Consider the following 15,176-nt stretch of genomic DNA (forward strand, 5'->3'; position numbering starts at 1 on the left):
GGCATGCCCCTCTCCGGGCAGATTGAGTTTGCAAGCTTCCCCGTTATTCGTCGGTTTGGCAGCGTCCCCACGCCGCAGCGGACTCTTACGCGATAACAGCTTTAAGTGGAATTATTTTGACAGAAGAAAACTTGATATTTCTGGTTATCTTTTTAACCAAAAAAGCCCCGCTGTGAAAACAGCGGGGCTTTTTGTAAGATCGCGGGTTGCTCCAGTTTATTTCATCGTCGGCATGACGAATTCGGCACCCGACTTGATGCCGGACGGCCAGCGCGAGGTGATCGTCTTGGTCTTCGTCCAGAACTTGATCGAATCCGTGCCGTGCTGGTTGAGATCGCCGAAGCTGGAAGCCTTCCAGCCGCCGAAGGAATGGTATGCGAGCGGAACCGGGATCGGAACGTTGATGCCGATCATGCCGATATTGATGCGGCTTGCGAAGTCGCGGGCGGCGTCGCCGTCACGGGTGTAGATCGCAACACCGTTGCCATATTCATGCTTCATCGGCAGTTCCAGCGCGTCTTCGTAGTTCTTGGCGCGAACGACGGAGAGAACCGGTCCGAAGATTTCCGTCTTGTAGATGTCCATGTCAGGGGTGACGTGGTCGAACAGGCAGCCGCCAACGAAATAGCCGTCTTCATAGCCCTGCAGCTTGAAGTCGCGGCCATCGACCAGCAGTTTCGCGCCCTGCTCGACACCGCTGTCGATCAGTCCCCTGACGCGCGTCTGGGCTTCCTTGGTAACGAGCGGGCCCATATCGGCCTTGTCGTCGGTGTAAGGGCCAATCTTCAGCGCTTCGATCTGCGGGATGAGCTTTTCAACGAGACGGTTCGCCGTCTCTTCGCCAACCGGAACCGCAACGGAAACGGCCATGCAGCGTTCGCCGGCCGAACCGTAACCAGCGCCCATCAAGGCGTTCACGGCCTGATCAAGATCGGCATCCGGCATGATGATCATGTGGTTCTTCGCGCCGCCGAAGCACTGCGCGCGCTTGCCGTTCATGGCGGCGGTGCCGTAGACGTAGCGGGCAATCGGCGTGGAACCGACGAAGGAAACCGCGCCAATATCCGGATCGGTCAGGATGGCGTCGACAGCGGCCTTGTCACCATTGACGACGTTGAGGATGCCGGCCGGAAGACCTGCCTCGATCATCAGTTCGGCAAGGCGGATCGGCAGGGACGGATCGCGCTCGGAAGGCTTTAGAATAAAGGCGTTGCCGCAGGCGATTGCCGGCGCAAACATCCACATCGGGATCATGCCGGGGAAGTTGAACGGCGTGATGCCCGCACCGATGCCGACCGGCTGGCGGATCGAATACATGTCGATGGCGGGACCTGCGCCCTCGGTGAACTCACCCTTCTGCAGATGCGGAATGCCGCAGACGAATTCGCAGACTTCGAGGCCGCGCACGATATCGCCCTTGGAATCTTCAACGGTCTTTCCGTGCTCGCTGGAGAGCAGCACCGCCAGCTCATTCATGTCGCGGTTCAGAAGTTCGACGAACTTGAAGAAAACGCGGGCGCGGCGCTGCGGGTTGGTGGCGGCCCACTTCGGCTGTGCCGCTTTTGCGCTTTCCACGGCAGCGCGCAGCTCGGCGTCGCTGGCAAGCGCGACAGTCGCCTGCACTTCGCCGGTTGCCGGGTTGTAGACGTTAGACGTGCGGCCACTGGTGCCGGACACATGCTTGCCGTTGATGAAATGACCGATTTCCCTCATGGGGCTTTCCTCCGCGATTTTTTGATGGGTGCAGCATTGCACTTGAATTTGTACAAATCAATGAACTCAGATAAGAAACCGTTGTGCGTAAATTGAAGCAAGGCGAGCATTTTGAGGGTGGCGGCGGATTTCCGACACCGACACGTTCGCCGGTCAACAGAAGGTCAGAAGCTTGATGAGCGATGAACCGGTCGTGCGGATGGCTGAAATCGAAATCGATCCAACCCAGCTGGATGCCTATCGCAGACTGCTTGCAGAAGAGATCGAAGCTTCGGTCAGCCTGGAAATTGGTGTGCTTGCATTAAATGCGGTGGCAATCAAAGGCAGCCCGGAAAAGATTCGCATCCTCGAAGTTTACGCGGACCGGGCGGCATATGAAGCGCATCTGCAAACGCCGCATTTCCTGAAATACAAAGAGGGCGTGGCAGGAATGGTGACGTCGCTGACCTTGCTTGACGTCGAACCCATAATGCTGCGCAGCAAACCATGAATTGGGATGACGTCCGCATCTTCCTCGCCGTTGCCCGCTCCGGGCAGATCCTTGCCGCATCGAAACGGCTCGGACTTAACCACGCAACGCTTTCGCGGCGATTGACGTCGCTGGAGCAGGCACTGAAAACCCAATTATTTATTCGCCGGACGAACGGTTGCGAACTGACCGAAGAAGGTCAGCTGTTTTTGGGCGCCGCCGAGCGCATGGAAACCGAAATGCTGAATGCGCAGGCAAATCTCGGTCGCGTCGATACGGCAGTGGCGGGAACGGTGCGCATCGGCGCGCCCGATGGTCTCGGGGTTTCTTTTCTTGCGCCACGGCTTGGCCGGCTGACCGCGCGTTTTCCCGACCTGAAAATCCAGCTCGTGCCGGTGCCGCGCTCCTTTTCCCTGTCACAGCGCGAGGCCGATATCGCCATCACCATAGAGCGGCCGGAACAGGGTAGGCTGATGTTTTCCAAGCTCACCGACTATTCGCTGGGGCTTTACGCATCCAAGTCCTATCTCTCCGAATACGGAACGCCGGCGGATGTGGAAACACTCAAGCGCCATCGGCGCATCGGCTACGTCGAGGACCTGATCTTCTCGCCTTCTCTGAACTATACCGGCGAGATCATGCGCGACTGGGACGCCGCCTTTGAAATCTCTAGCGCCACCGGTCAGACCGAGGCGGTGCGCTCGGGCGCCGGCATCGGCATCCTGCACAATTACATTGCCGGACAATATCCCGAACTTCTGCGGATCATGCCGCATATGGGCATAAGCCGGTCCTATTGGACGGCCTATCACGAATCCGCCCGTCAGTTGGTCCGCGTGCGCACGGTGGTCGATTTTCTCCAGGAACTCGTTGCGGAAGAGAGGCGCATGTTCGCGTGACATCGAAATTGCCGATTTATTAGTATTATTAATGCGCGAGTCCTCCCGCTCCGGGCTTGACAAAGGAGGGCTGGCTGAACGACCAATGCAGCCATTGGGAGAGAACGGAACCTGACATGCCGAATATATTACGAAAGCTTTCGCCGACTGGCCTCGGCGTGGCCGTCATGCTGCTTGGAATGCTGCTTTTCGCGTTGAACGACGCCATGGGGAAATGGCTGGTTTCGACCTACAGCCAGGGGCAGGTGATCCTCATCCGCAGCGTCGCTGCCCTTGTCATTCTGGTTCCGATCGTGTGGAAAGGAGGTCTTTCCGGCCTCATGAAAATCGAGCGACCGTCTCTTCAGGTGGCGCGCGTATTCTTCTCCACCGCCGAGCTTTTCTGTTTCTATTTCGCAGTCGCTGCCCTGCCGCTGGCAGACGTGATGACCTATTGGCTCGCCGCCCCCATTTATGTGGCGGCTCTATCGCCGTTTCTCCTGGGAGAAAAGGTCGGCTGGCGTCGCTGGACGGCCATCGCCATTGGTTTCGTCGGTGTTCTCATTGCCTTGCAGCCAAGCTCGGCAAGCCTCACCTCGGCCGCACTGTTTTCCATTCTCGGCAGCGCCGCCTTCGCCTTCATGATGTTGTCCGGACGCCAACTGCGCAACACGCCCGATACGGTGCTCGCTTTCTGGCAGATCATCGGTGCGGGGCTTGCGGGCGTCGTTGCGGTGTTCGTCACGCCGTCGGGCTGGTTGCCTGTCCAGTCTGGTTTCGATCTCGCGTTCCTCGGCCTGCTCGGCGTGGTCGCCATGGCGGCGCATGTGCTGGTCAACCGCGCTCTGAAGCTCGCGGACGCCGCGACCGTCGCGCCGCTGCAATACACATTGCTGCTCTGGGCGGTGGTCTTTGGCTGGCTGTTCTTCGGGGATGTGCCGCAGACCAGTATCGTCGTCGGTGCGGGCCTGATCGTTCTTTCCGGCCTTTATATTTTCTTCCGTGAAAATACGCTCAAACGCGGTCGCGAAAAGGTGGATATACTGGCTGCGGACTAGACATTTCCTCTGTTTACCCGTGATGTTGCCGCCGAAATCATCACGGGACTTGACGAAGAGGTGATCTTCGAGGAGTAAGAGAAGGTCCTGCGATCATATGTCTCGCAAGGGCAGAGGAAACAAAGGTGCCGGGCCCCTCTGGCGAGAGTTTTACGGCGCTCTCGTGATGTCGGTACCGCCTGCAAAAATTGGCCGGCGGATTAAAAACTATGAAAAACCTGAATGTGCTTCGCGCGCGTGCTTTCTGCGTGCGGCCCGACGTCCTGCGTCGTTCCGCAATCGCTCTTGTTACCGGAGGTAACCGGACATGAGCGCCACCCAGAAAACCACACTTTCCTACTTCAAGTGGGCTTTTATCGTCACCATCGTCGGTCTGATCCTTGGCGGCTATCTCGGCTGGGAAATGACCGGAACTGTCAGTGGAACAGCGACGATCTTCTTCATTTGCGCGGTGCTTGCCGTGCTGGAAATTTCGCTTTCCTTCGACAACGCCATCGTCAACGCCAACAAGCTGAAAGAGATGACGCCGGTCTGGCAGCATCGCTTCCTGACCTGGGGTATTCTGATTGCCGTTTTCGGCATGCGTATCGTCTTCCCGCTGCTGATCGTGGTCGTTGCCGCCAATGTCGGCCCCTGGACGGCGCTCGTCATGGCGGCCACGCAGCCGGAACGTTATGCAGAAATCATGCGTGACGCCCATCTGCCGATCGCTGCTTTCGGCGGTACCTTCCTGATGATGGTCGGTCTCAACTTCTTCTTCGACCATGAAAAGGACGTGCACTGGGTGCGCTGGATCGAGGAAAAGGCTGCGGTCTATTCCTCCGTCAAGGGCATCGAGATCGCCTTCGTGCTGGTCGTCATGCTGGCCTTCTCTCGTATCATCGGCGCCAGCGACAATCCGGAGCTTGGTCCGGTTGCGGCCAACACCTTTTTCCATGCGGCAATCTGGGGTCTTTTGACCTTCCTGCTGGTGGAAGTCGTCGGCGGTATTCTCGATCGTAGCCAGGAAGTGCTCGAAGGCGCTGCAAAAGGCGGCTTCGGTGCGTTTCTCTATCTCGAAGTGCTCGATGCAAGCTTCTCCTTTGATGGCGTCATCGGTGCTTTTGCGCTGACGCAGAACCTGTTCATCATCGCCATCGGCCTCGGTATCGGCGCCATGTACGTGCGCTCGATGACGATCATGCTGGTGGAAAAGGGAACGCTTGCCGAATACCGCTATCTGGAACACGGCGCTTTCTACGCGATCCTCATCCTGTCCGTCATCATGTACGTGCAGACGATGTTCCACATTCCGGAGGTCATTACCGGCCTTGGTGGCGCGACCCTGATCGGCATTTCGCTCTGGTCGTCGATCCGACATAACCGGCGGCACAATGCAGATGCGACCGATGCCGCACGCGGCGCGGAAATCTGATCCATCCCGATCCCAGCCTTCCGCTGTTATGGCGGAAGGCAGTTTTTAAGCACTGAATTGCTGATTGCCTGTTTTTGTTGCTATTCCCGCCTTGCGGAAAATTTGAACATAATATCGGAATCGTACCTCAAGCATCTGTTTTTGCTCGTATTTGTGCACTGCAGTAAAACTGGCACGCTTCCTGCATCTCATCTTGCAAGTCCAGAGGGGACAGTAAAGGCCCGAAAAACGGGTTTAAACAACACCGCCGCGCCGCGCGATCTTTTATGGTCTGCGAAGGCGCGGCGGTTCTGTTTGTGCGGTATGCTTCTTGAGTTTTCCGCTCCGTTGAATGAAAACGGTGGGATAACGACTGGAAGGTTACCGGTTTGCCTGCAGAACTTTCGCCTACGGAGGCCTTGGGGCTTTGGCATCGCGTATCTGCGGCGCAGGTCACGGCCGATGCGCCGGATTTGACCTTGCGCCAGACTACAATCCTGCTGCAGATATACCTCGTGCCGCCGCCACATACCGTCCGGGGCCTCGCTGCCTTGCTGGGCGTGACCAAACCGGTCATCACCCGCGCACTCGACAGCCTGGGGGCGCTCGGGCTGGTTGACAGGGTGCGGGACGAACGGGACAAGCGCAATGTCGTGATAAAACGCACCGTGGCAGGTGCGCTCTATCTGGAAAAATTCGGCGATCTGATTATTGATCAGGCACGCAAGATCTAACCTCTGGATGTGAAACCATGATGCTCGACCGCCGCCTGAATGTCTTCCGCTCCGATCTGGCCGATGAGAAACTGCAAGGCGTGGTTCAGGCCGAGCGTTTCGTCAGCGGTTCGCCCGCCCAGATCGCGGTTCCGGTTATTGGCCTGCGGCCAACGCCTGACCTTGCCGCCGGCATCGATACGGAGCTGCTGTTTGGTGAAACCGTGCGCATTTTCGACCGGGCGAATGGCTGGGCCTGGGTGCAGGCGGATGCGGATGGTTATGCCGGTTACGTGCCGGAGACGGCAATCGGCGATGTCGTTGCCGTTACCCACCAGGTGGTTGCGCCACGCACCTTCCTCTATCCTTCCGCCGAATTGCGCAAACCGCCGGTCGCAGCCATTTCCATGGGCAGCATGGTCCGGATCGTTGGTGAGGCCGAGACACGCGGCACCCGCTATCTGCTGACCGAAAAAGGCGAGGGCATAATCGCCGCCCATTGCCGACCAGCCGATGCCGCTCTCGAAGAGGACTATGTTGCGGTGGCCTTGCGCTTTATCGCGACACCTTATCTCTGGGGCGGCCGCTCCGGCTTCGGCATCGATTGCTCGGGCCTCGTGCAATTGTCCATGGCGATGACGGGCCGACGGGTTCTGCGCGATACAGACATGCAGGTGAAATCGCTCGGCGTGGAAATAGAACGTGATGAATTGCGCCGCGGCGATCTGGTTTTCTGGAAGGGCCATGTCGGCCTCATGGAAAACGAAGAGACGCTGCTGCACGCCAATGGCCACACGATGAATGTTGCACGCGAAAATCTCAATGAGGCCATCGAGCGCATCGGCTGGCTTTACGAAAAGCCGACGGCTTTCCGGCGTCTGGAAGGCTGAGGCGGCGGCTTTCACGAAATTGTGCCTGCCTCGCCCTTTGTGCGACCACAGCCGAAAGCCTACATCGGATGAATGATCGTACGGGACCGGCATCGATGAAGACAAAAATGGCAACACGATTGGCAGCGATCTTGGCAGCGGTGTTAATGAGCGCTTCCGCGCAGGCGCAGACCGTTTTTCAGAATGGTTTTGCCCCGGCTCCAGATGCCTATGCGAACCTGCCTGGTGTCAAGGACCCGCGAACGCTACAGCCTAGGGTGCGTTACAATTGCCATAGCGAACTTGGTGTAACTGGATATGCCCGCGGCCCATACCGGGATGTTTTCGGTAGCCGCGGTCTGCCGGTTCAGGGCTATCGCTGCACCGATGAGAACGGTATCTCCAGCTTCGGTGGCAGAAATCCCATCTCCAAGGACTGGTATCCTGGCATCAATCCTGTCGACCCGACCTTCTGAAGTAATATGACTTAAAGCGGCGTTTGCGCCGCCCGCACTCTGGACTTGTTGTTGCTTTTTCAGATAAATCTTTGACATGACAGGTTGATAATACCTGCCGAGGTGCGGGGTGACGTCGGCCCTGCCGATGTTCTGGGCCGATGCTGGGGAATGCAAGCATGACGAAGACCGATATAGCAACCCGTGTCCACAATCACACCTGGAAACTCGATCCGATCGTCCGCAGCCTGATCGATACGGATTTCTACAAGCTGCTGATGTTGCAGATGATCTGGAAACTCTATCCGGAAGTCGACGCGACGTTTTCGCTCATCAACCGCACGAAGACGGTGCGGTTGGCCGAAGAGATCGACGAGATGGAACTGCGCGAGCAGCTCGATCACGCGCGTACCCTGCGCCTCTCCAAGAAGGAGAACATCTGGCTTGCGGGTAACACCTTCTACGGCCGCTCGCAAATCTTCGAGCCGGAATTCCTCTCCTGGCTTTCGAGCTACCAATTGCCCGAATACGAGCTTTTCAAGCGCGACGGGCAATATGAGCTGAATTTCCACGGCCGCTGGATGGATACGACACTCTGGGAAATCCCGGCGCTGGCGATCATCAATGAGCTACGCTCGCGCAGCGCAATGCGCTCGCTTGGTTATTTCACGCTGGATGTTCTCTACGCCCGCGCAAAGGCCAAGATGTGGGAAAAGGTCGAACGGTTGCGGGAACTGCCCGGCCTGCGCATTTCCGATTTCGGCACCCGCCGCCGCCACAGTTTTCTGTGGCAGCGCTGGTGCGTCGAGGCGCTGAAGGAAGGCATCGGCCCTGCCTTCACCGGCACGAGCAATGTCCTTCTCGCCATGGATTCCGACCTCGAGGCGGTCGGCACCAATGCGCATGAATTGCCGATGGTGGTTGCGGCGCTGGCGCAGACCAACGAGGAACTGGCCGCAGCGCCATATCAGGTTCTGAAGGACTGGAACCGGCTTTACGGCGGCAACCTGCTGATCGTGCTGCCCGATGCTTTTGGCACGGCGGCCTTCCTGCGCAATGCGCCGGAATGGGTGGCGGACTGGACGGGCTTCCGTCCCGACAGCGCGCCGCCGATCGAAGGCGGGGAAAAGATCATCGAGTGGTGGCAGAAGATGGGCCGTGACCCCCGCAAGAAGATGCTGATTTTCTCAGATGGTCTCGATGTCGATGCCATCGTCGATACATACAGGCATTTCGAAGGCCGGGTGCGCATGAGCTTCGGCTGGGGCACCAATCTGACCAATGATTTCGCCGGTTGCGCGCCGAAGACCATCGCCAGCTTGAAGCCGATCTCCATCGTCTGCAAGGTCAGCGACGCCAATGGTCGGCCAGCCGTGAAACTCTCCGATAATCCGCAAAAAGCGACAGGCGAACGATCCGAGGTGGAGCGTTATCTGAAGTTCTTTGGTGAGGAAGATCTCAAGGAACAGAAGGTTCTGGTTTGATTAAGGCCGGGCGCTCCGCTTAACGAAGCGCCCGTGGGCCAGTTAGATCAACCGTGGTACCGACTTACTTCGCAAACTGGTGTGTGATGTAATGGAAGAGTGCTCTGATACCTTGAGCCTCGCCGCCGATCGATGAGTGGTGCCTTTCGCTCAAGGACCAGCCGTAAATATCGAAATGTGCCCATTTTTTCGTATTGGTGACGAAACGCTTCAGGAACAAAGCGGCGGTTATCGATCCTGCCATGCCGCCTGATGGCGCGTTGGTGATATCGGCCGCGCGTGAGCGGATATCCTTGTCGTACCCCATGTAGAGCGGCATGCGCCACAGGGGATCGTCGGTATCGATGCTGGCTTCCGCGATATCGTGGGCCAGATCGTCGTCATCGGTATAGAAGGGCGGCAGATCCGGGCCGAGAGCAACGCGGGCGGCACCCGTGAGCGTTGCCATGTCGATCATCAGGTCCGGCGCATCCTCGTCGGCATAGGCCAGCGCATCGGCCAGAACGAGACGGCCTTCTGCATCCGTATTGTCGATCTGTACCGTCAGGCCCTTGCGGCTCCTGTAGATGTCACCGGGACGGAAGGCGTTGGCGGAAATGGAGTTTTCGACGGCGGGCACGAGGACGCGAAGATTGACCGGCAGTTTCGCGTCCATGATCATCAGCGCGAGACCGAGAACATTGGCCGCACCACCCATGTCCTTCTTCATCAGCGCCATGGAGGCGGCTGGCTTGATATCGAGACCACCAGTATCGAAGCAGACACCTTTGCCAACGAGGGTCAGGCGCGGATTTCCCTTCTTGCCCCAGTTCATTTCCAGAAGGCGCGGTGCGCTTTCGCTGGCGCGGCCGACGGCATGGATGAGCGGGAAGTTTTCCTTCAGCAGATCGTCGCCGGTAATGACGCCCACCTTTGCCTTGTAGTGTGCGGCAAGGCTGCGGAAGGCGATCTCAAGCTCGTCCGGTCCCATATCGTTGGCCGGAACATTGATGAGATCGCGGGCGAGGAAGACGCCGGCCAGAACGCGCTTGATCTCGCCATCTTCGGCATCCTGCGGAATGAGAAGCTTTGCCCCGCTGGTTTTGGTTGTCTTGTATTTGTCGAAGCGGTAGCTGCCGAGGCCGAAACCGAGCGCCAGCCGATTGGCCGTCAATGGCGCGGTTTCAATATGCCACTCGCCTTCGGGCAGCTCGCGGGCCAGTTTTCCGGTTATGAACGGGATTTCGGAGGGATTGCCGCCAAGGCCGAGAAGAACGCCACCCAGCGAACCATCGGAAGAGGGAACAAGCAATACGGCGCCTGCTTCGGCCTTGAAACCCGCTTTTTTCGCCCAGTCCAGAGCAACAGGATCGATGGCACCCTGTTCGATATGGGCTGGCGTCACGGCGAAAACCGGCAGGGTGCTGCCAGCCTTGGAGCTGAAAGGTGTCGGGCGTTCGATGAACTGATAGGGCGCCATGGTCTGCTTTCGTAACTGTCGAGAATCGGTGCGATTAACGCTCTGTTAGGGTTAACAGATTATTGCTTAAGCGAAAGTTGCGTCATGTGAGTCTGTCGTATGTCGGGCGCAAGATCGATAATTCTTGGGCGGGGGCACTGCCATGACTGCTTTTTCTTTGAGCGAGACAGGTCGGACAGGGTTACTGCGCGGAGCATGTCTCGCAGCGCTGGTTTTTGCCGTTTCCGGATGCGCAAGCACCAACAAGCCGGATCGCATGTCCACCGGCTCCATTCCTGCGGCCACACGCTCCTATGACCACATGAACATGGACCAGCTCCGGCAGGCGGAAGAGACGGCCGGCAAGGCCTATGAACGCAGCCCCAAGGACAGGTCCGTCGGCATGAATTATGCCAACGTGCTGATGATGACCGGCAAGAACACGCAGGCGCTCGCCGTCATGCAGCAGATCGCCATCGCCAATCCGGCAGACCGCGAGGTGCTTGCCGCCTATGGCAAGGCGCAGGCAGCATCAGGCCAGCTCGAACAGGCCCTTTCAACCATCCAGAGAGCGCAGACGCCTGATCGTCCAGACTGGCGGCTCTATTCTGCCGAAGGTGCCGTGCTCGACCAGCTTGGCAGGTCGAACGAGGCCCGCACCAAATACAGACAGGCACTCGATCTCAAACCGAACGATCCGAGTGTGCTCTCGAACCTTGGCATGTCCTATGTCCTTTCGAGCGATCCCCGCACCGCCGAGACATATCTGCAATCGGCCATCGCCCAGCCGGGCGCCGACAGCCGCGTTCGCCAGAACCTCGCGCTCGTGGTGGGTCTTCAGGGACGGTTTGCCGAGGCTGAGCGCATCGCGGTTCAGGAGCTTTCGCCACAGCAGGCGCAGGCAAATCTCGGTTATCTGCGTGCAATGCTGTCGCAGCAGAATTCCTGGCAGCAACTGGCGAAGAAGGACAACAAGCCAGCAGGCTGATGCGGGTTCAGGCACGTCCATCAATGCCAGATCGCAGATAATTTCACAGTTCCGCCTCATCACGCGCTACCGCCTACAGTGCGGGCGCGTTTAGCGTGTCAGAACGTATCGGCGACGCGAATGCCGGCTGGTCCGAGAATGACTGCGATGAGCACCGGCAGGAAAAAAATGATCATCGGCACGGTCAGCTTTGGCGGCAGTGCGGCGGCCTTCTTTTCGGCCTCGTTCATCCGCTCGTCGCGACCTTCCTGGGCCAGAACGCGCAGCGCCTGAGCCAATGGCGTGCCGTATCGTTCCGCCTGGATAAGCGCTTGCACTACGCTTTTGACGCCGTCCAGCTGCGTGCGCATGCCAAAATTCTCAAGTGCGATGCGCCGGTCCTGAAGGAAGGAAAGTTCCGCTGTCGTCAGCATCATTTCCTCCGCCAGTTCGGGCGACTGCTCACCCATTTCTTCCGCAACACGACGCATCGCGGCCTCCATGGACACACCGGATTCGATGCAGATCAGCATCAGATCAAGCGCATCCGGCCAAGCGCGCCTGATCGAGGCCTGCCGTTTGTTCATGGCGTTGGAAACATAGATATTGGGTGCGTAAAAACCCAGATAACCAAAAATGAGCACTGCCATCAGCCGGACGACGAAAGCCTTATCGGCGAGGTTTCCGAGAACGAAAACCCAGGTAAATGCCAGGGCCAGAAAAACGAATGGCAGCACGAACCGGGCGGCAAGAAATGTGTTGAGCGCATTCTGTGAACGAAAACCCGCAGCGCGCAGCTTGTTCATCGTGTTCTTGTCGGCAAGCGCTTCCTGAAGGTTGAATTTTTCGACGATGCGTCGCGCTGATTTATTATTATTGCCACGCAGGGAGGCCTTGCCGTCCCTCGTGGCGGCGGCCAAGCGCTCACGCTCGCGGCTGCGAATGAGATCGCGCTCCGATGACACGGCTTTCATGCGCTTGGCGAAGTCTTTTCGCTCGAAGAGCGGCATGATGAGCGTATAAAGGGTTGCGAAAACCGCAAGGGTGACGAGAATGGCAATGATCGTTTGCGGGTCCGTCAGGCTGGAAAAGAGGCTTCCTGTCATGGTCGTACCCTCATATGTCGAAATTGATCATTTGGCGCATGATGAAAATCCCGATCAGCATCCATAATCCCGACACCCCCAGAATGATGTGCCCACGCATGTCGGTGAAGAGCACCGACAGATAGTCGGGCGAGGTGAAGTGCACCAGCAGCATGACGATGAAAGGCAGCGCGCCAATAATAACCGCCGAGGCCTTCGCCTCCATCGATAACGCGTTGACTTTGGCACGCATTTTCCTGCGTTCACGCAGAACTTTCGAAAGGTTGGAAAGAGCCTCCGAAAGGTTGCCGCCCGCCTGCGCCTGAATGTTGATGACGGTGCTGAAGAAGCTGACTTCGAAAAGCGGCACGGTCAGCATCATGCGCTCGATCCCCTGCGGAATGCCGATGCCGACCTGCTGCGCGTCGACGACGCGCTGGAACTCCGTTTTCACCGGTTCCTGTCCGTCCGACGCGATCAGTCGCACGGCGTCGTTGAGCGGCAATCCGGATTTGATCGACCGGCACATGACATCCAGCGCATTTGGAAATTCCTCGAGGAATTTTTTCTGCCGGCGCTTGAGTATAAATGCCAATACCCATCGCGGCAGTCCCAAGGCCACGACGGCTCCTATGAGCAGAGCGATAAGCATCGACAGGCCATAAAGAAGCGCAATGACGACGGAGAAAGCAGCCGCGCCTGCACTCAGAAGGTGGAACTGCCGGACAGAAAGTTGCAGTCCTGCCTGAACCAGCTTTTCGCGCAAACCGACATTCTTTGCTTTCTTTGCCTTTTCGCTTTGTTTCTTTTCCATTTCCCGCAGGCTGTCCTGCATGGACTTGCGGCGTTTGCCAAGTTCCTGAACCCGGTCCCGCGCGGCCTTGATGTTGGCGTGATCCGTTTCGGCGGCCTTGACCCGCTTGAAGCGACTGGTGGTCTTTTTCTCGACCTCGATCTGCTGGAAGAGGAAAGCATAAGCAAGCGCCCCTGCCGAAATAGCGACAAGTGCGGCCAGTAGCAGGATTGTGGGGTCCATGGCAGTCGCCTTCCTTAGAGCATTTCCAGTAAAATTGCGTAGTGGTTTTCCGTCCGGAAAATTCGTAGAAACAAAGAGTTAGAGCACGTTAGACGATTCCGTTTAAACAGGACGTGCTCTAGGATGTCTTTTCCATCTCGTCGAGCGCGGTGGCCAGGCGTTTTTCCTCGCCATAATAGCGCGCGCGATCCCAGAAATGGGGTTTGCTGATGCCCGTTGAGACGTGCTTGCCGATCAGCTTACCGTGCGCGTCTTCGCCGTCTATTTCGTATCGCATCAGATCCTGGGTCACGATGACGTCGCCTTCCATGCCGATCACTTCGGTGATCTGCGTTATCCGGCGTGAGCCGTCGCGAAGGCGCTGGGCCTGAATGACGATATCGATAGAGCCCGAGATGATTTCGCGTACCGTCTTTGCCGGCAGGGTAAACCCCCCCATGGCGATCATCGATTCGATACGGCTGAGGCATTCCCGCGGCGTATTGGCGTGAAGCGTTCCCATCGATCCATCATGGCCGGTGTTCATCGCCTGAAGAAGGTCGAAAACCTCCGGTCCACGCACTTCGCCGACGATGATACGTTCAGGCCGCATACGAAGGCAGTTCTTGATCAGATCACGCATGGTGATCTCGCCTTCACCTTCGATGTTCGGCGGGCGCGTTTCCAGCCGCACCACATGCGGTTGCTGCAGTTGTAGTTCGGCGGTGTCCTCACAGGTGATGACGCGTTCATCCTTGTCGATGAAGCTCGTAAGGCAATTGAGAAGCGTGGTCTTGCCCGAGCCGGTACCACCAGAGATGACGACATTGCAGCGGACGCGGCCGATGATCTTGAGCAGGGTCGCGCCTTCAGGCGTGATCGCGCCGAAACGCACCAGTTGGTCTAGCGTGAGCTTGTCCTTCTTGAATTTTCGGATCGTAAGCGCCGGACCATCGATGGCGAGCGGTGGTGCGATGACGTTGACACGCGATCCATCGGGTAAGCGGGCGTCGCATATCGGGCTCGATTCGTCCACGCGTCGGCCGACCTGGCTTACGATGCGCTGGCAGATGGAAAGCAATTGACCATTGTCACGGAACCGTATGTCGGATTCGATGGTCTTGCCGCCGACTTCGATGAAGGTCTGGCCGGAACCGTTGACCATGATATCGGCAATATCATCGCGTGCGAGAAGCGGCTCCAGCGGCCCATAACCAAGAACGTCGTTGCAAATGTCTTCCAGCAGCTCTTCCTGCTCGGCGATTGACATGGCGAAATTCTTGATCGTGATGATATCGTTGACGATATCACGAATTTCCTCGCGCGCGCTCTCCGCGTCGAGCTTGGCGAGCTGCGAAAGGTCGATCGTATCGATGAGCGCGGAAAAGACCTGGCCCTTGGTATTGTAATAATCTTCCGTGCGGGCACGCTTTTTCTGCGGCGATTGCATGGGAGATTGCGCCTGCCGCGTTGCAGGCGATTGGCCGGGCTCCAAAGTGTCGATCGCCAGAGACCGGGGCTCAGGTGTTGCCTTCACCTGCTGTATGGCAGGCGCGACAAAATCCGGCTTTGTGGTTCTGGCTGGGCCTTCTGGCCCGCGTTTTCCGAACATCGGCGTTTCCGTCTAAAGGCCCAGAAA

14 protein-coding genes are annotated in these 15,176 nt (G+C 57.9%); 9 read left to right on the plus strand and 5 right to left on the minus strand.

Annotated elements, in window-relative coordinates; translation table 11 throughout:
* Window positions 1-216 precede the first annotated feature (216 nt).
* A complete protein-coding gene (locus CRO62_RS18645; protein ID WP_097101137.1) occupies window positions 217-1,713 on the minus strand; it encodes a CoA-acylating methylmalonate-semialdehyde dehydrogenase in 1,497 nt (498 codons plus the stop codon).
* Window positions 1,714-1,888: 175 nt separating this feature from the next.
* Between CRO62_RS18645 and CRO62_RS18650 the strand changes: the two genes are divergently transcribed.
* The 8 genes from CRO62_RS18650 to pncB all read left to right on the plus strand — a co-directional run bounded on the left by CRO62_RS18650 (window position 1,889) and on the right by pncB (window position 9,032).
* On the plus strand, window positions 1,889-2,203 hold the full coding sequence (locus CRO62_RS18650; RefSeq protein ID WP_013635289.1) for a putative quinol monooxygenase: 315 nt from the start codon (window positions 1,889-1,891) through the stop codon (window positions 2,201-2,203).
* A complete protein-coding gene (locus CRO62_RS18655) occupies window positions 2,200-3,081 on the plus strand; it encodes a LysR family transcriptional regulator (RefSeq protein ID WP_097101138.1) in 882 nt (293 codons plus the stop codon). Before CRO62_RS18650 ends, CRO62_RS18655 begins: the two co-directional genes overlap by 4 nt.
* Window positions 3,082-3,197: 116 nt before the next feature.
* Window positions 3,198-4,118, plus strand: a complete 921-nt coding sequence (locus CRO62_RS18660) for a DMT family transporter (RefSeq protein WP_097101139.1) — start codon at window positions 3,198-3,200, stop codon at window positions 4,116-4,118.
* A gap of 307 nt (window positions 4,119-4,425) precedes the next feature.
* Window positions 4,426-5,532, plus strand: a complete 1,107-nt coding sequence (locus CRO62_RS18665) for a DUF475 domain-containing protein (RefSeq protein ID WP_097101140.1) — start codon at window positions 4,426-4,428, stop codon at window positions 5,530-5,532.
* A 368-nt stretch (window positions 5,533-5,900) separates the two neighbouring features.
* Window positions 5,901-6,245 (plus strand): MarR family winged helix-turn-helix transcriptional regulator, encoded by a 345-nt coding sequence (locus CRO62_RS18670; RefSeq protein ID WP_003514544.1) that lies wholly within the window; start codon window positions 5,901-5,903, stop codon window positions 6,243-6,245.
* A gap of 17 nt (window positions 6,246-6,262) precedes the next feature.
* On the plus strand, window positions 6,263-7,114 hold the full coding sequence (locus CRO62_RS18675) for a C40 family peptidase (RefSeq protein ID WP_097101141.1): 852 nt from the start codon (window positions 6,263-6,265) through the stop codon (window positions 7,112-7,114).
* A 68-nt stretch (window positions 7,115-7,182) separates the two neighbouring features.
* A complete protein-coding gene (locus CRO62_RS18680) occupies window positions 7,183-7,569 on the plus strand; it encodes a hypothetical protein (protein ID WP_179784570.1) in 387 nt (128 codons plus the stop codon).
* Between the two features lie 158 nt (window positions 7,570-7,727).
* Window positions 7,728-9,032, plus strand: a complete 1,305-nt coding sequence (pncB, locus tag CRO62_RS18685; protein WP_003514549.1) for a nicotinate phosphoribosyltransferase — start codon at window positions 7,728-7,730, stop codon at window positions 9,030-9,032.
* A 64-nt stretch (window positions 9,033-9,096) separates the two neighbouring features.
* On the opposite strand, the gene CRO62_RS18690 is transcribed toward pncB, so the two are convergent.
* The gene (locus CRO62_RS18690) at window positions 9,097-10,491 is read right to left on the minus strand and encodes a leucyl aminopeptidase (RefSeq protein WP_013635292.1); all 1,395 of its coding nucleotides are present in this window, start codon (window positions 10,489-10,491) and stop codon (window positions 9,097-9,099) included.
* A gap of 142 nt (window positions 10,492-10,633) precedes the next feature.
* On the opposite strand from CRO62_RS18690, the gene CRO62_RS18695 reads away from it, so the two are divergent.
* Window positions 10,634-11,458: a tetratricopeptide repeat protein gene (locus CRO62_RS18695; protein WP_065659772.1), complete on the plus strand. Its 825-nt coding sequence runs from the start codon at window positions 10,634-10,636 to the stop codon at window positions 11,456-11,458.
* Window positions 11,459-11,556: 98 nt separating this feature from the next.
* On the opposite strand, the gene CRO62_RS18700 is transcribed toward CRO62_RS18695, so the two are convergent.
* The 3 genes from CRO62_RS18700 to CRO62_RS18710 form a co-directional block, all read right to left on the minus strand.
* The gene (locus CRO62_RS18700) at window positions 11,557-12,543 is read right to left on the minus strand and encodes a type II secretion system F family protein (protein WP_013635294.1); all 987 of its coding nucleotides are present in this window, start codon (window positions 12,541-12,543) and stop codon (window positions 11,557-11,559) included.
* 10 nt (window positions 12,544-12,553) lie between these two features.
* Entirely contained in the window at window positions 12,554-13,558 is a 1,005-nt protein-coding gene (locus CRO62_RS18705) for a type II secretion system F family protein (protein ID WP_097101142.1), read from the minus strand.
* A 118-nt stretch (window positions 13,559-13,676) separates the two neighbouring features.
* Window positions 13,677-15,149, minus strand: coding sequence for a CpaF family protein (locus CRO62_RS18710; protein ID WP_097101143.1), 1,473 nt, complete (start codon window positions 15,147-15,149; stop codon window positions 13,677-13,679).
* Window positions 15,150-15,176: the final 27 nt, after the last annotated feature.

It is taken from the genome of Rhizobium sp. AN6A, assembly GCF_900215635.1.
Lineage (GTDB): Bacteria > Pseudomonadota > Alphaproteobacteria > Rhizobiales > Rhizobiaceae > Agrobacterium > Agrobacterium tumefaciens.

Bases quoted from the DNA above. Each gene is read 5' to 3' on its own strand.
- CRO62_RS18690 (WP_013635292.1), bottom strand. From the start codon at position 10,491: ATGGCGCCCTATCAGTTCATCGAACGCCCGACACCTTTCAGCTCCAAG.
- CRO62_RS18705 (WP_097101142.1), bottom strand. From the start codon at position 13,558: ATGGACCCCACAATCCTGCTACTGGCCGCACTTGTCGCTATTTCGGCA.
- CRO62_RS18695 (WP_065659772.1), top strand. From the start codon at position 10,634: ATGACTGCTTTTTCTTTGAGCGAGACAGGTCGGACAGGGTTACTGCGC.
- CRO62_RS18665 (WP_097101140.1), top strand. From the start codon at position 4,426: ATGAGCGCCACCCAGAAAACCACACTTTCCTACTTCAAGTGGGCTTTT.
- CRO62_RS18645 (WP_097101137.1), bottom strand. From the start codon at position 1,713: ATGAGGGAAATCGGTCATTTCATCAACGGCAAGCATGTGTCCGGCACC.
- CRO62_RS18700 (WP_013635294.1), bottom strand. From the start codon at position 12,543: ATGACAGGAAGCCTCTTTTCCAGCCTGACGGACCCGCAAACGATCATT.
- pncB (WP_003514549.1), top strand. From the start codon at position 7,728: ATGACGAAGACCGATATAGCAACCCGTGTCCACAATCACACCTGGAAA.
- CRO62_RS18710 (WP_097101143.1), bottom strand. From the start codon at position 15,149: ATGTTCGGAAAACGCGGGCCAGAAGGCCCAGCCAGAACCACAAAGCCG.
- CRO62_RS18660 (WP_097101139.1), top strand. From the start codon at position 3,198: ATGCCGAATATATTACGAAAGCTTTCGCCGACTGGCCTCGGCGTGGCC.
- CRO62_RS18655 (WP_097101138.1), top strand. From the start codon at position 2,200: ATGAATTGGGATGACGTCCGCATCTTCCTCGCCGTTGCCCGCTCCGGG.
- CRO62_RS18680 (WP_179784570.1), top strand. From the start codon at position 7,183: ATGAATGATCGTACGGGACCGGCATCGATGAAGACAAAAATGGCAACA.
- CRO62_RS18650 (WP_013635289.1), top strand. From the start codon at position 1,889: ATGAGCGATGAACCGGTCGTGCGGATGGCTGAAATCGAAATCGATCCA.
- CRO62_RS18675 (WP_097101141.1), top strand. From the start codon at position 6,263: ATGATGCTCGACCGCCGCCTGAATGTCTTCCGCTCCGATCTGGCCGAT.